The 23,174-nt window shown below is 58.4% G+C and carries 24 protein-coding genes; 13 read left to right on the forward strand and 11 right to left on the reverse strand.

Features of this window, described 5'->3' with window-relative positions:
• Positions 1-98 precede the first annotated feature (98 nt).
• The 10 genes from AYT24_RS08085 to hypA form a co-directional block, all read right to left on the reverse strand.
• The gene (locus AYT24_RS08085; RefSeq protein WP_010933450.1) at positions 99-908 is read right to left on the reverse strand and encodes a TPM domain-containing protein; all 810 of its coding nucleotides are present in this window, start codon (positions 906-908) and stop codon (positions 99-101) included.
• A 1-nt stretch (position 909) separates the two neighbouring features.
• Positions 910-1,497: a LemA family protein gene (locus AYT24_RS08090; RefSeq protein WP_164927088.1), complete on the reverse strand. Its 588-nt coding sequence runs from the start codon at positions 1,495-1,497 to the stop codon at positions 910-912.
• A 160-nt stretch (positions 1,498-1,657) separates the two neighbouring features.
• Positions 1,658-2,701, reverse strand: coding sequence for a hydrogenase expression/formation protein HypE (gene hypE / locus AYT24_RS08095; protein WP_010933452.1), 1,044 nt, complete (start codon positions 2,699-2,701; stop codon positions 1,658-1,660).
• A 34-nt stretch (positions 2,702-2,735) separates the two neighbouring features.
• Positions 2,736-3,014: a tetratricopeptide repeat protein gene (locus AYT24_RS10690; RefSeq protein ID WP_010933453.1), complete on the reverse strand. Its 279-nt coding sequence runs from the start codon at positions 3,012-3,014 to the stop codon at positions 2,736-2,738.
• A 21-nt stretch (positions 3,015-3,035) separates the two neighbouring features.
• Complete coding sequence (gene hypD, locus AYT24_RS08105; protein ID WP_010933454.1) at positions 3,036-4,130, reverse strand: hydrogenase formation protein HypD; 1,095 nt, start codon at positions 4,128-4,130, stop codon at positions 3,036-3,038.
• Positions 4,127-4,411 (reverse strand): HypC/HybG/HupF family hydrogenase formation chaperone, encoded by a 285-nt coding sequence (locus AYT24_RS08110; protein ID WP_164927089.1) that lies wholly within the window; start codon positions 4,409-4,411, stop codon positions 4,127-4,129. The genes hypD and AYT24_RS08110 overlap by 4 nt, the downstream gene beginning before the upstream one ends.
• Before the next feature lie 47 nt (positions 4,412-4,458).
• Complete coding sequence (locus tag AYT24_RS08115; protein WP_164927280.1) at positions 4,459-4,776, reverse strand: four helix bundle protein; 318 nt, start codon at positions 4,774-4,776, stop codon at positions 4,459-4,461.
• A 66-nt stretch (positions 4,777-4,842) separates the two neighbouring features.
• A complete protein-coding gene (hypF, locus tag AYT24_RS08120; RefSeq protein ID WP_010933457.1) occupies positions 4,843-7,167 on the reverse strand; it encodes a carbamoyltransferase HypF in 2,325 nt (774 codons plus the stop codon).
• Positions 7,137-7,976, reverse strand: a complete 840-nt coding sequence (gene hypB / locus AYT24_RS08125) for a hydrogenase nickel incorporation protein HypB (RefSeq protein WP_010933458.1) — start codon at positions 7,974-7,976, stop codon at positions 7,137-7,139. The genes hypF and hypB overlap by 31 nt, the downstream gene beginning before the upstream one ends.
• 52 nt (positions 7,977-8,028) lie before the next feature.
• Positions 8,029-8,370 carry a hydrogenase maturation nickel metallochaperone HypA gene (hypA, locus tag AYT24_RS08130; RefSeq protein ID WP_010933459.1) on the reverse strand — a complete coding sequence of 114 codons (342 nt, stop codon included), beginning with the start codon at positions 8,368-8,370 and terminating at the stop codon, positions 8,029-8,031.
• A 303-nt stretch (positions 8,371-8,673) separates the two neighbouring features.
• Between hypA and AYT24_RS08135 the strand changes: the two genes are divergently transcribed.
• Both AYT24_RS08135 and AYT24_RS08140 read left to right on the forward strand, forming a co-directional pair.
• Complete coding sequence (locus AYT24_RS08135) at positions 8,674-9,600, forward strand: aspartate carbamoyltransferase catalytic subunit (RefSeq protein ID WP_010933460.1); 927 nt, start codon at positions 8,674-8,676, stop codon at positions 9,598-9,600.
• 79 nt (positions 9,601-9,679) lie between these two features.
• Positions 9,680-10,555, forward strand: a complete 876-nt coding sequence (locus AYT24_RS08140; RefSeq protein WP_010933461.1) for a DUF1207 domain-containing protein — start codon at positions 9,680-9,682, stop codon at positions 10,553-10,555.
• Between the two features lie 66 nt (positions 10,556-10,621).
• On the opposite strand, the gene AYT24_RS08145 is transcribed toward AYT24_RS08140, so the two are convergent.
• Positions 10,622-11,143 (reverse strand): NUDIX domain-containing protein, encoded by a 522-nt coding sequence (locus tag AYT24_RS08145; protein WP_164927090.1) that lies wholly within the window; start codon positions 11,141-11,143, stop codon positions 10,622-10,624.
• 441 nt (positions 11,144-11,584) lie between these two features.
• Between AYT24_RS08145 and AYT24_RS08150 the strand changes: the two genes are divergently transcribed.
• From AYT24_RS08150 to AYT24_RS08200, 11 genes are all read left to right on the forward strand, one after another.
• Complete coding sequence (locus AYT24_RS08150) at positions 11,585-12,703, forward strand: porin (RefSeq protein WP_164927091.1); 1,119 nt, start codon at positions 11,585-11,587, stop codon at positions 12,701-12,703.
• Positions 12,704-13,130: 427 nt separating this feature from the next.
• The gene (locus tag AYT24_RS08155) at positions 13,131-13,388 is read left to right on the forward strand and encodes a DUF4212 domain-containing protein (RefSeq protein WP_010933465.1); all 258 of its coding nucleotides are present in this window, start codon (positions 13,131-13,133) and stop codon (positions 13,386-13,388) included.
• Positions 13,389-13,441: 53 nt separating this feature from the next.
• Entirely contained in the window at positions 13,442-15,226 is a 1,785-nt protein-coding gene (locus AYT24_RS08160) for a sodium:solute symporter family protein (RefSeq protein ID WP_010933466.1), read from the forward strand.
• Between the two features lie 207 nt (positions 15,227-15,433).
• Complete coding sequence (gene uvrC, locus AYT24_RS08165; protein WP_010933467.1) at positions 15,434-17,314, forward strand: excinuclease ABC subunit UvrC; 1,881 nt, start codon at positions 15,434-15,436, stop codon at positions 17,312-17,314.
• Between the two features lie 96 nt (positions 17,315-17,410).
• Positions 17,411-18,808, forward strand: coding sequence for a tetratricopeptide repeat protein (locus AYT24_RS08170; RefSeq protein WP_010933468.1), 1,398 nt, complete (start codon positions 17,411-17,413; stop codon positions 18,806-18,808).
• A gap of 21 nt (positions 18,809-18,829) precedes the next feature.
• Entirely contained in the window at positions 18,830-19,717 is an 888-nt protein-coding gene (gene aroE, locus AYT24_RS08175) for a shikimate dehydrogenase (RefSeq protein WP_010933469.1), read from the forward strand.
• Positions 19,718-19,795: 78 nt separating this feature from the next.
• Positions 19,796-20,284, forward strand: coding sequence for a signal peptidase II (gene lspA / locus AYT24_RS08180; RefSeq protein ID WP_010933470.1), 489 nt, complete (start codon positions 19,796-19,798; stop codon positions 20,282-20,284).
• Complete coding sequence (locus AYT24_RS08185) at positions 20,281-21,060, forward strand: TatD family hydrolase (protein WP_010933471.1); 780 nt, start codon at positions 20,281-20,283, stop codon at positions 21,058-21,060. Before lspA ends, AYT24_RS08185 begins: the two co-directional genes overlap by 4 nt.
• A 124-nt stretch (positions 21,061-21,184) precedes the next feature.
• On the forward strand, positions 21,185-21,874 hold the full coding sequence (locus AYT24_RS08190; protein ID WP_164927092.1) for a tetratricopeptide repeat protein: 690 nt from the start codon (positions 21,185-21,187) through the stop codon (positions 21,872-21,874).
• Positions 21,875-21,906: 32 nt separating this feature from the next.
• On the forward strand, positions 21,907-22,395 hold the full coding sequence (locus tag AYT24_RS08195; RefSeq protein ID WP_010933473.1) for a peptidylprolyl isomerase: 489 nt from the start codon (positions 21,907-21,909) through the stop codon (positions 22,393-22,395).
• Between the two features lie 11 nt (positions 22,396-22,406).
• Positions 22,407-23,096, forward strand: a complete 690-nt coding sequence (locus AYT24_RS08200; RefSeq protein ID WP_010933474.1) for a YggS family pyridoxal phosphate-dependent enzyme — start codon at positions 22,407-22,409, stop codon at positions 23,094-23,096.
• Positions 23,097-23,174: the final 78 nt, after the last annotated feature.

A 23,174-nucleotide genomic window follows, 5' to 3' on the forward strand; every position in this document is an offset into this window, starting at 1 on the left:
TGGATAGCTATGTTGGAATGCCTTGTAAAAAAACAATTTGCGGAAAAGTTCAAAGCCTTTTTCAACTCTTTGCGACACCTGGTTTTCAGCCTCCGGAACTACCAGTTGTCCGACGCTCCGCCGCCGCCAAAATCACCGCCGCCGCCACTGAAGCCGCCGTCGTCGGACGAGCCGCCTCCCCCGCCGAAACCGCCGCCGGGGAAAAAGCCGCCGCCCGGCCCGCCAAAGCCGAAAGGTCCGCCGCCACCACCGAAAAAGCGCATGAAACGGGACGCGACAAACAGCACGAAAAGGATGATGAAAATCAGAAATGGAGAGGGCGCACCATCATCGTTTTTCCTTTTCGGCGCTTTGTACTCCCCCTTGACCGAGGCAACAATGGCATCGACGCCATCGATGAACCCCTTGTCGTAATCGCCGCTTTTGAAGGCCGGCTTGATGACATCGCGGGTAATCCGGCCCGCCTGAAGATCGGTCAGGCGCCCTTCGAGGCCGTAGCCAACCTCGATTCTCATCGCCCGGTCATTTTTCGAGACGATGAAAAGAATGCCGTTATCCCTCCCTTTTTGCCCGATCTTCCACGCCTCGGCCACCTTGATCGAAAACTCTTCGATGGGCTGGCCATCGAGCGAAGGCACAGTCAGCACCGCAACCTGCGTGCCGTCCTCGGCTTCGAGCGCCTTGAGCTTCTGGTCGATGATCGAGCGAGCCTGCGGCGAAATCATCCCGGCGTAATCGTTGACCCTGCCGACAAGCGCCGGAACACCGGCGGCCTTTGCCATCAGCGGAAAAACGCAGATCGCCAGCAGCGCGAGAAACGCCAGCCATCCGGGCAGGAAACGCCGGTCGAGCGGCATCGGGAAATAACGCCCAACCGGCGAACAGTGATTTTTGGAATGACCGTCCATCTCAGAAACTGACCTTCGGCACGGCTCGGGCAGCTTCGTCAGCCTTGAAGTAGGCCTTGGGTTTGAGCTTGAGCACCAAGCTGTTGGTCAGGGAGTTCGGGAAAACGCGGATGGAGGAGTTGAAGACCTGCACCGCCTCGTTGTAGCGCTGGCGGGCGACACTGATGCGGTTCTCCGTGCCTTCGAGCTGCACCTGCAAATCCCGGAAATTCTGCGTAGCCTTCAGCTCGGGGTAGCGCTCGACGGCAACCAGAAGCCGCGACAGCGAGGAAGAGAGCTCGCCCTGGGCGGACTGGAACTTCGACATGGCATCCGGATCGCTGAGCATCTCCGGAGTGAGCTGGATGGAGGTCGCCTTTGCGCGGGCTTCGATGACCGCCTGAAGCGTCTCCTTTTCGAAATTCGCCGCACCCTTTACCGTGGCAACAAGGTTCGGCACCAGATCGGCGCGCCGCTGAAGCTGCGACTCCAGATCGCCCCATGCGCGATTGACAGCTTCTTCGTTCTGCTGCATCGTATTGTAACCACATCCGCTGAGCATGACGAGCGCAAGAAGAAAGGGAAATACTCTTGAAATATATCGTATCATTGCATTGTGCTTTCGGTTTGAAAAGTCTGGTAACACCGCTCAAAATAGAACATTCCCCCGCCCGATGCAAAACAGAGACGTCAAAGGCAACAATGGCTCAAAAGGCAAAGAAAGAATATCGAGTGCCGTTCTTTGCCCACCATGTCCACGCCGTCCACCCTCAGCAAATCCGCGGCAACTGCTCGCCGAGGGGCATTTCGACAATGCGGCGGCTGCCGAAGGGCGTGCGCATCACCACCATGCCGGGGTGCTCTTCGGTGACCTTGCCGATGACGGCGGCCTCGCGTCCATGCTCGTGCAAGCGCATGGCGGCGAGCGCCGCGTCGGCTTCGGCGGCGGGAACGACAACGAGCATTTTGCCTTCGTTGGCAACGGCGAGCGGGTCGATGCCGAGCAGTTCGGCGGCTCCGCGCACCTCTTCGCGCACGGGGATTGTGGCTTCGTCGAGTTCGATGCCGACCGATGACGATAAGGCGAGTTCGTTGAGCGTGGCCGCCACGCCGCCGCGAGTGGGGTCGCGCATGGCGTGGAGGTTTGGCGCGGCGGCGAGCAGGTCGGCGATCATGCCGTTCAGGGCGGCGGAGTCGCTCTGGATGCGGCTCTGGAAAGAGAGGCCCTCGCGGGTGGTGAGGATCGCCATGCCGTGGTCGCCGATGGTGCCGGAAAGCAGCACCGCATCGCCGGGGCGGAGGTTGCGGCACGACACGTCGCGGCCCGGCGGGATGAAGCCGACGCCGGAGGTGTTGATGAAAATCCGGTCGCACTGCCCTTTCTGCACCACTTTGGTGTCGCCGCACGCGATGACCACCCCGGCCTTCCGCGCGGCGTCGGCCATGCTTTTGACGATCCGTTCGAGCTCCGAGAGCGGCAGCCCCTCTTCGAGCACGAACCCGGCGCTGAGGTAGCGCGGCACGGCGCCGCCGACGGCGAGGTCGTTCACCGTGCCGTTAACCGCGAGGTCACCGATGTTCCCGCCGGGAAAAAAGATCGGCGAGACGACGTAGGTGTCGGTGGTAAAGGCGATGCGCCCCGGCTCGGCCTCGAACCGCGCCTGGTCGTCGAGCTGGTCGAGCACCGGATTGCCGAGATGCGGCATGAACACCCGCGCCGTCAGCTCCTGCGACAAACGCCCGCCCGCACCATGAGCCATCTGGACGGTTTCATGCCGAAGAATCGGCGAAGGGCAGCTCAGTTGCATGGTCATTGGTGAATTGGAATGAAAGGACATATCGAAAGTGTTAGTATCCCAGTTCATTCAGCCTTCGGTAATTATCGCACCCCTTTTGATTCCCATTATCGCAAGCTTTCCCATACCACTCTTTTGCTGTGCGCTTGTCCTGCCGAACGCCTAGGCCGAGTTCGTACATCAAGCCAAGCATGCACTGTGCTTGAGCATCACCCTGTTCGGCCGCTTTTTTCAATTCAGAAAACTCTTTCTGCGATGGGGGCTGGCAATAGCTTGTCGCTGGTGCAAGCAATGCAAATGCTGTCAGTACGCAGAGAATCAGTTTTTTCATCGTTGTAGGGGGTAAATGATTTCAAGTGTTACTGTTGCGGTGATACCGATAATACGCGGCGCAGGCGCCTTCGCTGGAAACCATGGTTGCGCCGAACGGGGTTTGCGGGGTGCATTCTTTGCCGAAGGCCGGGCAGTCGGAGGGTTTGAGGTGGCCTTGCAGCACCTCGCCGCTCCTGCACAGGGGCGACTCCTGCGGGGCGATGTGGCCCACATCGAAGCGCTTTTCGGCGTCGAAACGCTTGTACTCCGGGCGCAGCACAAGCCCGCTTGCCGGAATGACGCCGATGCCGCGCCACGGACGGTCGGCGACCTCGAACACCTCCTGCATCACCCGCCGCGCCTCTGGATTGCCCTCGCGGCTCACCACGCGCCCGTAAGCGTTCACCACGCCCGACCGGCCAGCTTCGAGGAGCTCGACCGTCTTCAGAATCGCGTCGAGCAGATCGACCGGCTCGAACCCGGCGGGCACGATCGGCACGCCGAACTCCGCCGCCACCGGCTCGTACTCCTCGTACCCCATGATGGCGCAGACGTGCCCTGCGGCAAGGAACCCCTGCACGCGGTTGCCGGGCGACGACAGCATTGCGCGCATCGCCGGCGGCACCATCACCTGGCTCACCAGCTCGCTGAAATTCGTAAGCCCTTCCCGTGCCGCCTGATGCACGGCCATCGCGTTGGCCGGAGCCGTGGTCTCAAAACCGACGCCGAGAAACACCACCTCTTTCGACGGATTGTCGCGCGCGATTTGCAACGCTTCGAGCGGCGAAAAAACGACCCGCACATCCGCTCCCTCGCTCCGCGCCATGAACAGGTCTTTCGAGTTGCCCGGCACGCGCAGCATGTCGCCGAAGCTCGTCAGAATCGTATTCGGCCTGGCCGCAATCGCCAGCGCCCGCTCGATAGTCTCCAGCGGCGTCACGCACACCGGACACCCCGGCCCATGCACAAGCTGCACGTTCGGCGGCAAAAGCTGGTCGATGCCGTTGCGCAAAATCGAATGCGTCTGCCCGCCGCAGATTTCCATGATCGTCCAGTCATGACGCGCCACCTGCCGGATGCGGTCAAGCAAAGCGCGAGCGCGAGCGGGGTCGCGGTATTCGTCGATGAATTTCATGCTTCCGGCTTCTGGATGGGCGACGGCGGAAGTTCGCCGTCAACGTCAAATGCGCCGCTTTTGATGAGCTCGTCCCAAAGCTTGAGGCTCTCGGCAGCCTCCTTTTCATCGATGATCTTCAGCGCGAAACCCGCGTGGACAATGGTGTACTGGCCAATGGCGATCTCCGGTACATACTCAAGGCACGCTTTCGTGAGCGCGCCGCTGATGTCCACCGTGCCCATTTTCAGGCCGTTCTCTTCGCGGATTTCTATGACTTGTCCGGGTATTGCGAGGCACATGGTATCAGTTGATAATTGATAGTTGACAGTTGATAGTGTTTTCTTGCTCAACCGTTATCACGACGATTTTTTGTGGATTTGATCGACTCATATCCTTTCTTTTCAATGAGTTGCGACTGGTAGAGCAAATCGATCCAATACTCGGTTTCATGAGCTTCCTTCAGTGCAATTGACAGTTTGTGAATAAAATCGGCCCTGCTTTCGGCCTGCTGAGCTTCACGAATCAGAGCGCCGATGGCAGTGCCAGATTTGAGCAATTGCCTACTGAGCACATACTCTTTCTTCTCCTTCTCAAGAAACCGGCAAAGCTTGACAACCCGAAGCGCAAACCCAAATGAAAGCTCCTTCACTCCGTTCCCATTTATCTCGGCTTTCTGCTTCACGCTCTTCATCTTTTTAACTATCAACTGTCAACTGTCAACTGTCAACTATCAATTATCAACTCCTCGGTAGCTACCGCGCAAAAACTCCCGCCCAATAACCGCCTGCCCCAAGCTTATGCCGCCATCGCTGGTTGGCACTTGTGCGTGCATCAGCACTTGGTAGCCGTTGCTTTCGAGTTCGCGAGCAAGCGTTTCAGTCAGAAGCTGGTTCTGGAATACGCCACCGCTTAACACAACAGTTTTGAGACCGGTTTCAAGATAGGCCATGCGCGTAATTTCTGAAAAAATACCAACCAGTGTTCGGTGAAAGTGGCGAGAAATCTCCGTGGAGCTCGCGCCAGCGCGGACGGCGGCAGCGATGTCGCGGAGCATGGGCGAAATGAGCATCAGCCACCGGTTAGGCTTCCGCTCGAAGCCGAAACGGTAGCCTGCTTCAGCGATTCGGCCGCCTGCCGCCTGCATCAGCTCGATGGCGGCCTGGCCTTCGTAGCGGGCTTCGTGCCGCAATCCGCAGATCGAGGCGACGGCGTCGAAAAGGCGCCCGCAGCTTGAGCTTTCCGAAGTGCCAACTTCTTTGCGAAGCAGTTCAAGCACCTGCGCCGACTGCGGCTGCCGGAAGCACTCAAGGCCCTCTGGCGACACGCCGCTGCGGTGGAGCCAGCCGAGGGCTGTTCGCCAGACTTGCCGCACAGCCACGTCGCCGCCGGGCAGGGGCATCGGTTCCAGCGAGGCGAAGCGCATCGCTCTGGCGGCGTCGCCAATCAGCACTTCGCCGCCCCACACCGTGCCGTCCGTGCCGTAGCCAGCGCCGTCGAGCGTGAGACCGATGGCGGGGCCGCTGTGCTGGTGCTCGGCAAGACACGAAGCGAGGTGCGCATGGTGGTGCTGCACGCCAAGCGTCGGTTTACCCTGCTCCAGCGCCCAGCGCGTGGTCATGTAGGCGGGGTGCTGGTCGTGCACCAGCAGCTCGGCTTCCGTCTGAAAAATGCGTTGCAGGTGCGCGGCTACGTCGTCAAAGTGGCGGTACGCTTCGTAGTTTTTCATGTCGCCGATATGCTGACTCATGAACGCTTCGCCGCCCTTCACGAGGCAGAGCGCGCTCTTCAGCTCGCCCCCCGTGCCGAGCACCGGCGGACCGCTCTCGGCGAGCCTGACCGGTGCGGGCGCGTAGCCACGGCTGCGGCGAATCAGGCGCACCGCTCCGGCCATCGACATCACCACCGAGTCGTCGCAGCGCCGGGCGATTGGCCGGTCGTGCATCAAGAACGCATCGGCGATGCCAGCCAGCCGTTCAAGCGCCTCGGCGTTATCGGCGACGAGCGGCTCCTCGCTGAAGTTCGCGCTGGTCATCACGAGTACCTTCGGACCTTCCCGCAAGAGCAGCCAGTGCAGCGGCGAGTAGGGCAGCATCACGCCGAGCCGGTCGTTGCCGGGCGCGATGGACGGGGCGAGCGACAAACCTTGACGCGCGCGCAGCAGCACAATGGGCGCTTGCGGCGAGGCGAGCGCGGCCTTCTCTTCCGGGCTGATGTCGCACAGCGCGCGAGCGGCGGCGAGGTCGCGCACCATCACGGCAAACGGCTTTTCCTCGCGCCCCTTGCGGCTTCGGAGACGCCGGACAGCCGCCTCGTTCGAGGCATCGACGGCGAGATGAAAGCCGCCGATCCCCTTGATTGCCAGAATCTTCCCGCCCGCCAAAAGCTCGCCCGCCGCCGTAATCTCGTCGCCAACCGCCAGCCGGACGCCCACCGCATCGCACAGTTCGAGCTTTGGGCCGCACGCCGGGCAGGCATTGGGTTGGGCGTGGAAGCGGCGGTCGCCGGGGTCATTGTACTCTCTTTGGCAGTCGGGACAAAGCTCGAAGCGCTTCATCGTAGTAAAGGGGCGGTCGTAGGGAATGCGCTCGACGATGGTGTAGCGCGGACCGCAGTCGGTGCAGTTGGTGAAGGCGTAACGGTAGCGCCGCCCGGCGGGGTCAGCGATGTCGGCAAGGCAGGCCGGGCAGGTGGCGATGTCGGGCGAAATGAGCGTCTGCATCGCTTCGCCGCCGGAGGATTCCGGGATGATGAATCCCGGTTCACCGCAGACGGACGGGGGGATACTGTGGCGATCAATCGAATCGATGCGGGCCAAAGGCGGAGCTTCGCTGCGCAGGGCGGTCTCGAAGCGGTCGAGTGCGTCCGGCTTGCCCTCGACCTCGATCACCACGCCGGAACTTGCATTGCGGACAAATCCAGCCAGATCGAGCTGATGAGCAAGCCGCCAGACGAAGGGACGGAAGCCCACCCCCTGCACGATGCCGCGAACCTCGATCCGGCGGCGCTCACGTTGAGACAAACCGCTCAGAGCGCCGCGAGCTTCGTTTTCAGCCATGCAATCCACTGGTCGAAGCCCTCGCCGGTCTTGGCAGAAACCTCGATCCATTCGAGATGGTGATTGACCTGCATGGCGTACTCGCGGCATTTGGCCACGTCGAAATCGACGTACGGCAACAGGTCGGTCTTGTTGAGCAGGCAGATGTCCGCCTCGTGGAACATGGTGGGATATTTGAGCGGCTTGTCGTCCCCCTCGGTCACGCTGATGACCACCACCTTGGCCGCTTCACCGAGGTCGAAAAGCGCCGGGCAGACCAGGTTGCCGACGTTCTCGATGCAGACGAGCGAGCGCTCCGGCGGATCGAGTTCACGCACGGCGCGCTGCACCATCTGCGCGTCGAGGTGGCAGCCGGTGCCGGTGTTGACCTGGATCACCGGCACGCCGAGCGCGTCGATCCGGTCGGCGTCGTTGGTGCTCTGCTGGTCGCCCTCGATCACCGTCACGGGGCACTGCTCCAGCAGCGCCGGGATGGTTTTTTCGAGAATCGAGGTCTTGCCTGAGCCGGGCGAACTGAGAAAGTTCAGCGCCAGCACCCGCCGCGCCTCGAACCAGCCACGGTTGCGCTCGGCAAGCATGTTGTTTTGCAACAGCACATCCTGCTCCATCTGCACCTTGCGAGCCTCGCCATGGTGGTGATCGTGATGGTGCTCATGCGCATGATCGTGGCTGTGTCCGTGGTCATGACTGTGTTGGTGGTCGTGGTGATGGTGATGGCCGTCATCGCCGACGTGGACATGATAATCTTTGACGCCCGGCTTGCGCAGCACCGCTCCGCCATCGCCTGAACAACCGCAAGTATCGCACATAGTTGATTACTCCCAGAATGGTATAATTACAAGTATGGTTGAGCAGCCGTTTTCACTCAATCGTGAATGAACGCACCGCAAGCTCCCGGCCAGATTCGATCTTCACCCGGAACTGCCCGCACGCTGAACACTTCGCGTAAAAACTCGTAACAGGAAACTCCGCGCCGCACGCTTCGCAGCGGCCACGGCCCTCCGGCTCTTCGATCACCAGTTCGGCTCCTTCGGCCAGCGTGCCGCGCGCCGCCGCACCGAAGCAGAATTTCAGCGACTCGACCTCCACGCCAGCCAGCCGTCCGACAACCAAATCGATACCGGTAATTTTGCCGCCGCCCTCCTCGCGGGCCTTGTCAACCACGGCCTCGACGACCGACATGGCAATGGACATTTCGTGCATGGGCCTTCCGTCATTTTCAGATAAACGAACTTTCGACACCACGTACCCGAATCGGGCGAAAACAGTTCCTCTGCAACGATTGGGGGCAGTGATGAATGATCGCCAAAATTTTCTTAATTTCGCAAAACAGAACAGGGGCATCTCTAAAAAGTGTCATGAGCGACCCGAGTACAAGGCGGATGGAGCGCAGAAACCGGAGCGTACATGGAGTACGTGAGGATTTCGAGCACCACCCAACGCAGCAATCGAGGCGCGCAATAACTTTTTAGCTGTGCCCGCCAACACTTAACCTTTTCTGCACTCTTGAACCACCTCACGGGACTTTTCGGATTACCGGCAAGCACGCTGGTCGAACTGCTCGACCTTGCCACCGGTTACAGGGAGGGGCTCAACCGAGAGCCTGAAACCTTCGCCCCGCTGCTCTCGAACCGTCGAATCGCCCTTGTTTTCTTCGAGAATTCCACCCGCACCCGCTTTTCGTTCGAGCTCGCCGCACGGCACCTCGGCGCGGGGACACTGAGCTTCACGGCGGCGTCGAGCAGCGTCAGCAAAGGCGAAACGCTCTCGGACACCATCCGGAACCTCGAAGCGATGAAGGTTGATGCCTTCGTTTTGCGCCACCCGTCGTCGGGCGCGGCGGAGTTCGTAGCCTCGATCACCAAGCGGCCCGTCATCAACGCCGGAGACGGCACGCACGAGCATCCGACGCAGGCCTTGCTCGACCTCCTCACCCTCCGCGAATATTTCGGAAAGATCGAGGGCCTGAAGATCATGATCCTCGGCGACATTCTGCACAGCCGCGTTGCGCGGTCGAACATCATCGGCCTGAAAACGCTTGGCGCGGAAATCGCCGTCTGCGCCCCCACGACGCTTCTGCCGGGCCGCATCGACCAGCTCGGCGTGCGGGTCTTCACCGGCATCGACGAGGCGCTCGCCTGGGCCGACGCGGCCATCGTGCTGCGGCTTCAGCTCGAACGCGCCACCGGAGGCTACATTCCGTCGCTCGAAGAGTATTCGGCCTCGTACGGCCTGACCGACGAAAAGCTCGACCGCCTGAAACGGCTGATGCCGGTGCTCCATCCGGGGCCGATCAACCGCGAAATCGAAATCTCGAACCTGGTGGCCGACCGCATCCAGCCACCTGGCTATTCAAGCAGTATGCTGATGGAGCAGGTGACCAACGGCGTGGCCGTGCGCATGGCCGTGCTGCACCGGCTGCTGGCCAAGTGACGCGGCGCATCGCTCCGGAGCGATTGACTTTACACACAACGTTCTACACACAACAACATCCGATCAAGGATCACACACCATGAATAAAAGCACTTCACTTGTGAGCGCCGCGATGCTTGGTGCGCTTTGCGCCACAGCGCCGCTCTCAACAGCCTCGGCTGAATCGGCCATCAAGCCAACCTTCGATACGCTCTTCGAGCCGCTCTTGGCCGACCCGATGGAGCCGCGAATCGCCGTCATGCCCAAGCTCAACAAGAAGCAGCTCCAGCTCGATATCGGCACCTCGGCCGACCTGTACCAGAACAGCAGCAAAACCTTTGCCGTCGGCATCGACTTCGCCACCTGGTCACTCCTGAACAGAACCAGCAACTTCAAGTTCCCGGTGGACTGCATCGACTACATGTTCGGTATCAACACCACCTTCCGCCACCAGTTCAAGGACAAATTACTCTCGTTCGATGAAGCGAGCGTGCGGGTGCGTCTGAGCCACATCTCGGCCCATTTCGAGGATGGCCACACCGACGACCACGGCAACTGGCTCAACCCCGGCGACTCCCCCTTCGGCATTCCCTTTACCTACAGCCGCGAGTTCGTCAACGTCACGGGCGCACTCTCCGCGCCAGGTCGCAGGGTTTACCTGGGCTACCAGTACCTGTACCACACGTTGCCGGACGAGATCAGCCCCAGCTCGTTCCAGGCGGGCGTGGAGATCGGCCTTCCGGCCAACGCCTACGTGGCCGCCGACTTCAAACTGCTTCCCAAATGGGATTGGAACGAGGGCAAAACCGATGGCTACCGCGGCACCTGGAACCTGCAAGCCGGAATGCGCCTCACCTCGATCGGCCTGAAAAATGTGAGAGTGGCCGCCAACTACTTCTCCGGCATGAGCCGTCAGGGCATGTACTTCTACAAGCCCGAAAGCTACACGACGCTGGGAATGATTGTCGATTTGTAAGGTAAAGGACTCAAAGGACAGCAAAGACAGGAAGCCTCTCGACCGGATCGGGAGGCTTCCTGCATTTTACAGCGTCGAGTCGAAAAACTCCGGACAGAGGGCCTCGAAACCACGACGGAGACCCGAGTCGATAAAATCATAAAGGAAAGGGGGATAGAGACGATATTCTGCCAGCTCTGACAGCGGCAGCCAGCGGCTCTGCAAAATCATCTGCCGGTCGTCGGGAAGCTCCGGATCGCGGCCCGTGACGAGCCGGCCGCCGGTCACTTCGCAATGAAAGCCGAGCGACACCGAGTGGTGCCGCTCCCCCTGCCCCGGCAAACCCGGATGAGGCCAGAGCAGCTCCTTGACAAACACCATTCCGCCAACCTCGCACTCCAGTCCGGTCTCCTCCCGCACCTCTCGTCTCAGCGCCTCTTCGAGAGTTTCACCACGCTCAACGACCCCGCCCGGCAGAATCCAGTAGCTTTCTGGCATAGCCGGATCATCCGGCGCAAAGCTCCGGTGCTCGACAAACAGCGCATGGCCATCCTGAACACACAAGGCGCTGACTCTCAGGTTGACCGGCTTTCTCGAAGGATGATTCATAAACAGTTCACATTACAGTGAGCGATACGTCAGTACAGAAGCGAACAAAATAATTCGTCAGAGCCGAACCTCGCAGCGGGGGCTCTGACTTTTATTGAGCAAAAGACTCTGTGACAGATTTACTCCGTTTACTTCAACAGGTTGAAAACGTTGCAGGACAGTTTTTTTCATGATTGTTAAACACCGTAAACATCGGCTTAACGCATTGAATGGCAAGGCTTTGCAAACTGCTTGACCATATAAACAAAGTCTGCAGAGAGCCGGGCAACGCATCTTTTTTTTGGACTAATCAATACTATTTCCTTAATTTAGCGCTAACCATAACCATACCTGTTCTTTTTTTTCTGTGGTTGCCTTGCCTACTAAAAGGGCAACCGACCGTATCAGGCGGTCAAATTTTTGTCTTCAATACGCATCACACAACCTAACGGAGAACACACGATGAAAAAAATGCTATCTCTTGCTGCGATGTTCGCAGTACTGGCATACGCATCACCCGCTTCGGCCGAGCTGAAACTCAGCGGCGACGCCAGCGTCCGGCTGAGAGACGTATCCTATTTCGGCGACGCCGATCAGTTTTCTTTCACTGGTTCCGCCGACGATGACGTTGTCTACCAGTACAGAGTTCGCCTGAACGCTGCTGCCGATCTGGGCAACGGCTACTTCTTCAAGGCTCTCGTCATGAACGAGGACAGGAACTATGCCGGTGGCTGGCAGAGCGTCAGACATGGCAACACCGAAACGATCAGCCTTGACATATCAAACTTCTACTTCGGCCGCATGCTTGAGAACTCCCACTGGATGGTTGGCCGCCTGCCGTTGAACTCTTTCGACAACCCGATCTTCGACCTGACACTCTACCCGGCACAGCCGCTTGCCAACCCTGTATATAACATTAACTTCGACCGTGTCTTTGGCGGCAACTACGGCGTCAAGCTTGGTAACGGTATGCTGAATGCAACCCTCTGCGTGCTTGACAACGACTCTCACAACAACACCTCTGCCGACGGCGACGGCCTTTTCAACGACGGCTATGCACTGCACCTCGACTACAAGGTCAACGTTGGCAATGTCACCCTCGAGCCTCAGTTCCTGTCCGTGCTGACCAACTCGGATATTTGGTATCAGGATATCACAGGTCGTGTAACTACTCTCGCTTATAAAGTCACCCCATACACCTTCGGCGCTCTTGTTGGTGTTCCCGCTGGTAATGCAAAGCTGAGCTTTGGCGGCTTCTACACCACCTGTGACGACACCACTCCGAACGGAGGCCCTCATGTCAAATACGATGGCTACCTTCTCAGAGTGAAAGGCGAAATCGGTAACTTCATGGCCTGGTACGACTACAACCACACCACGGTCAAGCCTGGTGGCAACGACATCAAGCTCAACAACCACTTCGTGTGGGCGCAGTACAAGATTCCGGTGTACTCTTCGGCAATGGGCAGCGTTACGCTTCAGCCGACCCTCCGCTACCTTGCTTCGAAGCGCGACGATGGCTTTAATAACTACAGTGGCGAGCGTCTCCGCAGCGAGCTTTGGGCAACCGTTACCTTCTAAGGTTGTTCGGCAGCATTTCAAAAAAGCCGCAGGAAACTGCGGCTTTTTTATTGGCCTCTCTGACAGGTATGGACTGTGCGCCCGGTATCAATGAATAGTTGTCAATTCGGCACTATATTATGTATATTGCATCGTTTAATAATTGTGAAGCGGGCCAGGATATGCCACACCCTGGCCTGCTTCACCAGAGTAAAACCTGGCATCTAATCCCGGCGACCATCCGGGCGGAAATATTGGCATAGCGCATTGTCGCATTGTACAATACCATCGGTGCCGCCAGACAGGAATGACCACATCTCCGTCAAAGCTGCCCGACAGAACAGATTCAAAACACTCACGATTCAACTACTGTCTTTCAGGGATTTCATTTCCACCCTTGTTCTTCTGTCTGCAAGTAGTTCTCTAAAAGCACAAACCCACCAATACCATGGAAAAAGCAAAACTCCAGGAGTACTGGAAAATCAACCTCGGCTACCTCGTCGGCCTGCTGGTTGTATGGTTCGTCGTCTCCTACGGATTCGGCATTCTCCTTGCTGAACCACTGAACGCGATCCGGCTCGGCGGATTCAAGCTCGGCTTCTGGTTCGCCCAGCAAGGCTCCATCTATGTCTTCGTGGTGCTGATTTTCGTCTATGTCGCCCTGATGAACAGGCTCGACAAAAAATTCGACGTCCACGAAGACTGACCTGACCGTCAGGAAATCCAGAAAGTATTTTCCAAACCCTCAACTCTACCATCATGAGTGTTCAAGTATGRACCTACCTCATTGTTGGCCTGACCTTCGCGATCTACATCGGTATCGCGATCTGGGCAAAAGCAGGTTCAACGAAAGAATTTTACGTCGCCGGCGCAGGTGTGCATCCGATGATAAACGGCATGGCGACCGCCGCGGACTGGATGTCGGCAGCATCGTTTATTTCGATGGCCGGTCTGATCTCCTTCATGGGCTATGACGGCTCGGTTTATCTGATGGGCTGGACGGGCGGCTACGTGCTGCTGGCGCTCCTGCTCGCCCCCTACCTCCGGAAGTTCGGCAAGTTCACCGTTCCCGATTTCGTGGGCGACCGCTACTACTCCAACGCCGCACGTACCGTGGCCGTGATCTGCGCGATCTTCGTCTCCTTCACCTACGTCGCCGGCCAGATGCGCGGCGTCGGCGTGGTCTTCTCGCGCTTCCTCGAAGTCGATATCAACACCGGCATCATCATCGGCATGGCCATCGTTTTTTTCTACGCCGTGCTCGGCGGCATGAAGGGCATCACCTACACGCAGGTTGCCCAGTACTGGGTGCTGATCTTCGCCTACATGGTTCCGGCCATCTTCCTGTCGATCATGATTACCAACAACGCCATTCCGCAGCTTGGCCTCGGCGGCACCACTTCGGACGGCGTCTATTTGCTTGACAAGCTCGACAACCTTTCCAAAGAGCTCGGTTTCGGGGCCTACACAACCGGCTCCAAGCCGATGATCGACGTCTTCGCCATCACGCTCGCCCTGATGGTTGGCACCGCAGGTCTGCCCCACGTCATCGTGCGCTTCTTCACGGTGCCGAAGGTTCGTGACGCCCGCATCTCGGCTGGCTGGGCGCTCATCTTCATCGCGCTGCTCTACACCACGGCTCCGGCTATTGCCGCTTTCGCCCGCGTGAACCTCATCGACACGGTCAGCAACAAGGCTTACGCTGAATTGCCGGGCTGGTTCAAAAAGTGGGAAAAAACCGGTCTGCTTGCCTGGATGGACAAAAACGGCGACGGCAAAATCCAGTACCTCGGCAAAAAAGCCAACGGCGGCGATCCGTTCGAAGGCAAAAAACCTGAATTCACCAAAGAGATCGGCAAGAGCGGCGAACTCCTGATGTCGAACAAACCGACCGACAACGCCAACGAGCTTTACATCGACAAGGATATTATGGTGCTGGCCAACCCGGAGATCGGCCGTCTGCCGAACTGGGTGATCGCTCTCGTGGCGGCTGGCGGTCTTGCCGCCGCACTCTCAACGGCTGCTGGTCTTCTGCTGGTCATCTCGACCTCGATTTCGCATGACCTGATCAAAAAGCAGATCAACCCCAACATCAGCGAAAGCGCCGAGCTGATGTACGCCCGTATCGCGGTGGCCATCGCCATTCTTGTGGCGGGCTACTTCGGCATCAACCCGCCCGGCTTCGTGGCGGAGGTTGTGGCGTTCGCCTTCGGTCTGGCCGCCGCATCATTCTTCCCGATCATCATTCTCGGCATTTTCTCGAAGCGGATGAACAAAGAGGGCGCCATCGGCGGCATGATTACCGGCCTTGTCTTCACCGCGGCTTACATCGTGTACTTCAAGTTCATGAACCCGGCAATGAACAAGCCCGAGTTCTGGTTCCTCGGTATTTCGCCCGAAGGTATCGGTACCATCGGCATGCTGATCAACTTCGCGGTCAGCTTCGTGGTTTCGCGAATCACCCCTGCTCCTCCGGAACAGATTCAGGAGCTGGTGGACAGCCTTCGCTACCCGAAAGGCGCTGGCGAAGCTTCTGCTCACTAAGTCCGGAAACGGCACACAGCACAAAAAGGCGTGGAACAATCCACGCCTTTTTGCATTCCTCCCCCTTTGCAATAAAAAATGGCCTTGCAAAACAGACGGAGGCTGCCAGTTCGGTTAAAGCAAAAAACCTCTGACTTGCACTGTTTGTGTTTTTTGTCGCCGGAAACTATCATAGAAAAACCGCAACGCAGATTCTCCGATTTCTTCATGAGCGACACCGCAGCAGCACCAGACAAAACTGCAAAATCGGCTCTGGCCGAAAAACTCGCCACGCTGCCGACTTCGCCCGGCGTTTACCGCTTCAGCAACGCAGCGGGAACGGTGATCTACGTCGGCAAGGCGCGGAACCTGCGCAACCGGGTGCGTTCGTATTTCAACAGCCAGGGGCGCCAGCCGGGCAAGACCGCCGTGATGGTAAGCCACATCGCTGACCTGAACGTCATCATCACCAGCTCGGAAGTCGAAGCGCTGATCCTCGAAAACAACCTTATCAAGGAGCTGAAGCCACGCTACAACGTCAACCTCAAGGACGACAAGAGCTACCCGTGGCTGGTCATCACCAACGAGCGTTTTCCGCGAATTTTTCTCACCCGCCAGGTCAGGCGCGATGGTTCGCTCTATTTCGGCCCCTACACCGAAGCCTCGCAGCTCCGGCTCATTCTCGACCTGATCGGCTCGATTTTTCCGGTCAGGAGCTGCAAATACAAGCTCACCGAGGAGGCTGTCGCATCCGGCAGGTATCGGGTCTGCCTCGATTATCATATCCACAAGTGCAAAGGACCATGCGAAGGGTTGCAATCTGAGGAAGAGTACCAGGCGATGATCCGCGAAATCGTCACGTTGCTCAAGGGCAAAACTTCAGCTCTCTTGCGCGACCTCAGCGCCGAGATGCAGAAGAAGGCAAAGGAGCTGAAGTTCGAGGAGGCCGCAGCCCTGAAAGCGCAGATCGAGGGGCTGAAACGCTACGCGGAGCGCCAGAAGATCGTGAGCACCGAAGCGATCGACCGCGATGTCTTCGCCGTTGCTGCGGGCGAAGATGATGCGTGTGGTGTGGTCTTCCGCATCCGCGAAGGAAAGCTGATCGGCTCGCGCCACACCTACCTCTCCAACACGGGCAACACGCCGCTGCCGAACCTGCTGGCCTCTTTCGTGGAGCACTACTACCTCGAAACCCCCGACCTGATTCCACAGGAACTCATGCTCCAGGCGGAGCTGCCTGAAGAGGAACTCGAAGCCCTCCGGCAACTGCTCTCGTCGCGGCAGACCGAGCGGCGGCAGGTGCGTTTCACGGTGCCCCGCATCGGCGAAAAGGCTCATCTCATCGCCATGTGCCTCGACAACGCCAAGCACCACCTGCACGAGTTCATGGTGCAGAAAAAACTGCGCGGCGAAATCGCGCGCAAATCCCCGGCCCTCGAATCGCTCAAGCAGGTGCTCCATCTTGGCAAACTGCCCGAGCGGATCGAGTGCTTCGACAACTCGCATTTCCAGGGCACCGATTACGTCAGCTCGATGGTCACTTTCGTATCGGGAAAACCGAAAAAATCGGACTACCGCAAGTTCAGGCTCAAAAGTTTCGAAGGCTCGGACGACTACGCGGCCATGCGCGAAGCGGTCACCAGGCGCTACGGAGGCTCACTGGCGGGAGAGCTGCCCCTGCCCGACCTGGTGCTGATCGACGGCGGCAAGGGGCAAGTGAACGTCGCCTGGCAAGTCTTGCAGGAGCTTGGCCTTGACCTGCCTGTGGCGGGGCTGGCGAAACGGCTCGAAGAGATTTACGTGCCCAACGAGCCAGACCCGTACAACCTTCCGAAAACCTCACCAGCCCTCAAGCTTTTGCAACAATTGCGTGACGAAGCACACCGCTTCGCCATCACCTACCACCGCAAGCTCCGGAGCGACCGGACGATCCGAACGGAACTGACCGGCATCAAGGGAGTCGGCGAAAAAAGCGCCGAAAAGCTGCTGAAGCACTTCGGCTCGGTAGAAAGCGTCTCGAAAGCTTCTATTGACGAGCTTTCCGCCGTAGCCGGAAGAAAAACCGCAGAAAGCATTTACCGCTACTTCAACGCCGGAGACGCCCCCTGAAGCCTGAAAGAATGGCCCGGCCGGGCACTTTTTTTGAAAAAATCTGCTATATTGGTTTTGTTATTATGATCGTGAAATTTGCACGAAAGAGAGTGTATGAGTTTGCTTGATTTTTTTGATGACAACCTGAACCCATCGGAAGGTTTCTTCCCGGACAGGCCGGAAGGAGCTTCTGACCCTGATTCCATTCACGATCCAGAAGAACTTCTCGACCTTATCATCCAGCTCAACGAGGAAGGACTTCACGAAACATCGCTCGTTGCAGCCCGACGGCTCGAAGAGCTCGCCCCCTACAACGCGGAAACCTGGTTTCACCTCGGCAACAGCCTGACGTTGAACGGCCTTTTTGACGAGGCGCTCGAAGCGTTTCAGCGCGCCGTTCTGCTCAGCCCTGCCGATAATGAAATGGCCCTGAATCTCGCTTTGGCCTATTTCAATACCGGACGACTCGATGAAGCGCTCGAAGAGATCGAGCGTGTTGTCAGCGACTCCACCATAGCAAGAGATATCTGCTTCTACCGGGGACTCATTCTGCAACGACTCGAACGTTTCGAAGAGGCTGAAAAAAATTTCGAACAGACGCTGCAGCTCGATCCGGAGTTCGGAGAAGCCTGGTACGAGCTGGCCTACTCGCAGGACATTCTCGGCAAACTTGATAACAGTCTTGTCGCCTACGAGAAGGCCATCGACCTCGACCCGTACAATATCAACGCCTGGTACAACAAGGGACTCGTCCTGAGCAAGCTCAAGCGTTACCCGGAAGCGCTCGAAGCCTACGACATGGCGCTCGTCATTTCCGAGGATTTCAGCTCGGCCTGGTACAACCGTGCCAATGTGCTTGCCATCACCGGAAGAATCGAGGATGCTGCCGAAAGCTACACGAAAACGCTTGAAATCGAGCCCGACGACATCAATGCGCTCTACAACCTCGGCATAGCCAGGGAGGAACTCGAGCAGTACAGCGAAGCGATCGCCTGCTACAAACGCTGCATCGAACTGAATCCGGAGTTCGCCGACGCCTGGTTTGCGCTCGCCTGCTGCTTCGAGGCGCTCGAAAACTACGAGGCTTCGCTCGACGCCATCGGCCATGCCCTTGTTGAAATGCCGGAGTGCATCGAATACCTCCTGCTCAAGGCGGAGATCGAATACAATCTCGGCCGGCTCGACCAGTCGCTCAAAACCTACGAGAAAATTATCCCCCTGGATCCGGACAGCCCTCAAATCTGGCTGGACTATGCAATGGTGCTGCGCGAGGCCGGAGCAATGGATGCATCGATCCGGGCGCTCGAAGAGTCGATCTCGCTTCAGCCGCTCTCGGCAGAGGCGCACTTCGAGATCGCGGCAACCTATTTCGCCATGGGCGACAACCAGAGCACCCTCAAGGCGCTCAGCAAGGCATTCAAGATCGACCCCGACAAAAAGCAGCTGTTTCAGAGCGTCTTCCCCGAGCTGTACCAGCAAGATGCGGTACGCCGGCTGCTGGAAATTTCCTGAACCACCAGCGAAACAAACATCGTGTCAAACTCTCAGTCCAAAAAGATTTTCGGACTCATCGGCAAACACGTCGATTACTCCTGGTCGCCACTGATTCACAATACCGGATTCGAGGCACTCGGGCTTCCCTGCGTCTACACCATTTTCAACATCCCTTCGCCCGAAATGATCGGCGATGCACTCAAAGGAAGCCGTGCTCTCGGCATTGCGGGATTCAGCGTAACCATTCCGTACAAGAAAACCGTCGTGCCATTCCTTGACGAACTCTCACCTGAAGCGCTCTCCATCGGGGCGGTCAACACCATCGTCAACGACAACGGACGGCTGCTCGGCTACAATACGGACATCGACGGTTTCGCTGCTCCGCTCCTTCCGATGGCGGAGTCGATCCGGAACAGGCCGGTCTGCATCTTCGGCAACGGCGGAGCCGCGCTGGCCGCCGTCGAAGCTTTCAGGCTCCGCTTCAACCCTTCATCGGTGCTCCTCGTGGTGCGGGATACGCAGAAAGCCGAAGATATGCTCGAAGAGTACGCATACCGCGACCTCGTCACCATCCATGCGGGCCGGGAGATCGACCAGCCCGCGTGCAGCAAACTGATCCGCGATTGCCGCGTACTGGTCAACGCAACGCCGGTCGGCACTGCCGGAAGAAACGATCACATCCACAGCATCCTGCCGACCGGACACGGGCTCCTGCACGATGGCCAGATCGTTTACGACATGGTCTACAATCCGCCCGAAACACCCCTGCTCGCCGAAGCCCGCGCCGCAGGAGCAACTGTCATTGCGGGCATCGAGATGCTCATCGCCCAGGCCGCCCGTGCCTTCTCCATCTGGACAGGACAGGAACTTCCGGTCGATCTGGTCAGAAAAACCGTACTCGCTGCAATCGAAAAGAGCGAAGGCTGAGGCGGCGGTTTGAAAGAGGCCTGAATGGTATTACATTCTCTTCGACCTCTTTTGACCTCCTGACAACAACACTACTCTATGGCCCTTTTTTATCTGCTCGCGATAGCTGCTGCCCTGCTCGACCGGGTGACCAAACTTCTCGCCATCCACTACCTGCGCGACGGCGCGCAAAGCATCGTCATCATCCCTGACTGGCTCAAGCTGACCTACGCCGAAAACCTCGGCATCGCATTCAGCGTCCGGTTCCTCCCGCCGACGGGCCTGCTTTTTCTGACCCTCGCTATTTCTGCGGGCGTTGTCTGGTATGTCCACAAATCGAACAACCGGAGTCCGCTCTTCCTCACGGCTTTTGGACTCATTCTGGGCGGCGGGATCGGCAACCTGATCGACCGCGTCATGCTCGGCCATGTGGTGGATTTCATCTATTTCGATCTCTATCACGGCGCACTCTTTGGCATCCCGCTCGATCTGTGGCCGATTTTCAACGTCGCCGACTCCTGCATCACCATCGGCGCGTGCATGATCGTGCTGTTTCACGAAAAAATTTTCACCAGGAAACACGCATGAACACCCCGGGTTTCTGCGACATCCACTGCCATCTCTCCTTTCCCGATTTCGACGATGACCGTGACCGGGTGATCGGCGATCTCCGCGCGGCTGGCTTGCAGTGTGTCATCGATCCGGGCACCGGCGTCGAGACGAACCGCCGCTCCATCGAACTGGCAAACGGGTATGACTTCATCTATTCGAATGTCGGCCTGCACCCTCACGAAACAAACGTACCACTCTCGCCAGAGCTGTTCGACAAACTCGCTGGACAGGCTCGATCGGCAAAGGTGGTTGGCATCGGCGAGATCGGCCTCGATTACCACTGGCCCGATCACGATCCGGCGCATCAGCAGGCGGCGTTCCGCGAGATGCTGCGCATAGCGGTCGACCTCGACCTGCCGGTGGTGATCCACTGCCGCGACGCCTGGCCCGACATGCTGCGCATCCTCTCGGAGGAGCGCTCGTCGGCCCTGCGCGGCGCGATGCACTGCTTTTCAGGAGATCTCGACATGGCCTGCCGCTGCATCAGCCTCGGGCTGAAAATTTCGATTCCCGGCACCATCACCTACAAAAAGTCGCTGCTTCCGGAAGTGGCGGCCTCCGTCGGCCTCGGCGACCTGCTCTCCGAAACCGACGCGCCCTACCTTGCGCCAGTACCCAAACGCGGCAAACGCAACGAACCGGCCTTCGTCGTCCACACGGTGCGCAAGATCGCCGATCACCGCCAGGAACCGTTCGAAGAGGTAACGGAAGCGCTCGTGAGCAATGCAAGAACCCTGTTCGGCCTGCCGTAACCGGCGGCTGCCGCTGATTTTGAAATTCATGCGAACTTGCGTAGGTTGAGCCTCGGACTGACCGCCATCAGTGACGCGGAACGACTCAGGCGATCTCATTTCAAGAAACGACAGCACGAACCACATGAACACCACCCAGCCCCAGAAAATGCTTCCGGAAGCCACCTTCTCCGACCGGATGCTTGAAATCGGCATAAAGTATAAAAAGCAGCTCACCGCTCTTGTTGTCGTCATCTGCCTCGCTGCTGGCGGGACGCTTTTCTGGATGCAGAAAACCAAAGTCGACGAGGTTCAGGCCTCGCTCGCCCTTGCGAAGATCACTCCGTGGATCGAAATGGGAGACGTCAATAAAGCGGTCAATGGCGAAGGCTCGATAAAAGGGCTGAACAGTATCATTAAAACATGGGGCGGCACACCAAGCGGAAAAACTGCCAGGCTCTATATGGCCTATATCCTGCTGAACAGTGGAAAGCCGGACGATGCGCTTTCGATATACAAGGGATTCAGCAGTGATAACAAGGATCTTCAGGCATCGGCGCTCGCCGGAGCCGCCGCCTGCCATGTCCAGAAAAAGGCCTTCGCCGAAGCTGCGCCGGAGTACGAAAAGGCGTCCGAAACCGCCGAGAACGAGACGCTCAAATCGATGTACCTCACCAAAGCCGCCGAAAGCTACTCCGCCGCGGGACAGGCCGACAAGGCGGCAAAACTTTATGATCAGGTGATCAAAACCTGGCCAGCCACATCGTCAGCGGGAATGGCCCAGCGCGCGCTCTTGCGCCTTGCCGGCGCAGGCGTGCAGATACCGCAAATCTGACCGATTGTTTTTCGACACTCAACCACATTACCATGCCAGAAAAATTCATCATCAAGACCAGCATGGGTGATATTTCCATCGCCCTGTATGACGACACTCCCCGGCACCGCGATAACTTCGTCAAGCTCGTCGGCGAAGGCTACTACGACGGCATCCGTTTTCACAGGGTGATCGAAGGCTTCATGATCCAGTCCGGCGATCCGCTTTCGCGCTTCGACGAGAAGCGCATGATGCACGGCACCGGCGGCCCCGACTACCGTGTTCCGGCTGAAATCAAGCACCCGAACAAAAAGGGCACGATTGCCGCCGCGCGTGACAACAACCCGCAGAAGGCCTCGTCCGGCAGCCAGTTCTACATCAACCAGGCCGACAACGGCTTCCTCGACGGCGAATATACCGTGTTCGGCGTTGTCGAATCGGGCATCGACGTGGTTGACGCCATCGCCGCCGTCGAGACCGACATGCGCGACAACCCGCTCAAGCCGGTGACCATCGAAACCATCACTCCTGCAACCGCCTGATCGCCGAAAACATGGAAAGCATCTCATCGAACCTCACCGCCGTCAGGGAACAGATCGCCGAGGCCTGCCGCAAGGCGGGCCGCCGCGAGGATGAGGTAACGCTCATCGCTGTCTCTAAAACCAAAAGCGCCGCAGCCATACGCGAGGCGTGGGATGCGGGCCAGCGGGAGTTCGGCGAGAGTTACGTGCAGGAGTTTCTGGAAAAGGTTGAAGCACCCGAACTCTCGGGCCTGCCGGTTTCGTGGCACTTCATCGGCCACCTCCAGTCCAACAAGGTTCGTCAGATCGTCGACAAGGTGACGATGGTGCATGGCATCGACAAGGTTTCAACTGCCAAAGAGCTGTCGAAACGCGCCGGGCAGCACGATCTGACGGTCGATTACCTGCTTGAGGTGAACGTGTCGCGCGAAAGCACGAAGTACGGCTTCAGCCCCGACTCGGTGTTGCAGGCCGCCGAAGAGTGCTTCGCTCTGCCGAACGTGCGCCTGCGCGGACTGATGACCATCGCCTCGCCCGCCCCCTCCGAAGCCCGCCGCGAATTTGCGGAGCTTCGTCAGACACTCGACAAGCTCCGCCAGAACGCGCCTGAGCCGTCGCTTCTTACCGAGCTATCAATGGGCATGAGCGGCGATTTCGAGGAAGCCATCCTCGAAGGCGCCACCATGATCCGCATCGGCACCGCCATCTTCGGATGGCGATAAATGGATAATCTTGTTGCATTATCCACTGTCAACTGTCAATGATCAACGCCTCCCCGCCTTTCATCTCTCCCCGTCGCT

Origin of the sequence: Chlorobaculum tepidum TLS (genome assembly GCF_000006985.1) — a bacterium.
GTDB classification, from domain to species: domain Bacteria; phylum Bacteroidota; class Chlorobiia; order Chlorobiales; family Chlorobiaceae; genus Chlorobaculum; species Chlorobaculum tepidum.

Coding starts and splice junctions, on each gene's coding strand:
- AYT24_RS08085 (WP_010933450.1), bottom strand. CDS start 908: ATGGACGGTCATTCCAAAAATCACTGTTCGCCGGTTGGGCGTTATTTC.
- AYT24_RS08090 (WP_164927088.1), bottom strand. CDS start 1,497: ATGATACGATATATTTCAAGAGTATTTCCCTTTCTTCTTGCGCTCGTC.
- hypE (WP_010933452.1), bottom strand. CDS start 2,701: ATGACCATGCAACTGAGCTGCCCTTCGCCGATTCTTCGGCATGAAACC.
- AYT24_RS10690 (WP_010933453.1), bottom strand. CDS start 3,014: ATGAAAAAACTGATTCTCTGCGTACTGACAGCATTTGCATTGCTTGCA.
- hypD (WP_010933454.1), bottom strand. CDS start 4,130: ATGAAATTCATCGACGAATACCGCGACCCCGCTCGCGCTCGCGCTTTG.
- AYT24_RS08110 (WP_164927089.1), bottom strand. CDS start 4,411: ATGTGCCTCGCAATACCCGGACAAGTCATAGAAATCCGCGAAGAGAAC.
- hypF (WP_010933457.1), bottom strand. CDS start 7,167: ATGGCTGAAAACGAAGCTCGCGGCGCTCTGAGCGGTTTGTCTCAACGT.
- hypB (WP_010933458.1), bottom strand. CDS start 7,976: ATGTGCGATACTTGCGGTTGTTCAGGCGATGGCGGAGCGGTGCTGCGC.
- hypA (WP_010933459.1), bottom strand. CDS start 8,370: ATGCACGAAATGTCCATTGCCATGTCGGTCGTCGAGGCCGTGGTTGAC.
- AYT24_RS08140 (WP_010933461.1), top strand. CDS start 9,680: ATGAATAAAAGCACTTCACTTGTGAGCGCCGCGATGCTTGGTGCGCTT.
- AYT24_RS08145 (WP_164927090.1), bottom strand. CDS start 11,143: ATGAATCATCCTTCGAGAAAGCCGGTCAACCTGAGAGTCAGCGCCTTG.
- AYT24_RS08150 (WP_164927091.1), top strand. CDS start 11,585: ATGAAAAAAATGCTATCTCTTGCTGCGATGTTCGCAGTACTGGCATAC.
- AYT24_RS08155 (WP_010933465.1), top strand. CDS start 13,131: ATGGAAAAAGCAAAACTCCAGGAGTACTGGAAAATCAACCTCGGCTAC.
- uvrC (WP_010933467.1), top strand. CDS start 15,434: ATGAGCGACACCGCAGCAGCACCAGACAAAACTGCAAAATCGGCTCTG.
- AYT24_RS08170 (WP_010933468.1), top strand. CDS start 17,411: ATGAGTTTGCTTGATTTTTTTGATGACAACCTGAACCCATCGGAAGGT.
- lspA (WP_010933470.1), top strand. CDS start 19,796: ATGGCCCTTTTTTATCTGCTCGCGATAGCTGCTGCCCTGCTCGACCGG.
- AYT24_RS08185 (WP_010933471.1), top strand. CDS start 20,281: ATGAACACCCCGGGTTTCTGCGACATCCACTGCCATCTCTCCTTTCCC.
- AYT24_RS08190 (WP_164927092.1), top strand. CDS start 21,185: ATGAACACCACCCAGCCCCAGAAAATGCTTCCGGAAGCCACCTTCTCC.
- AYT24_RS08195 (WP_010933473.1), top strand. CDS start 21,907: ATGCCAGAAAAATTCATCATCAAGACCAGCATGGGTGATATTTCCATC.
- AYT24_RS08200 (WP_010933474.1), top strand. CDS start 22,407: ATGGAAAGCATCTCATCGAACCTCACCGCCGTCAGGGAACAGATCGCC.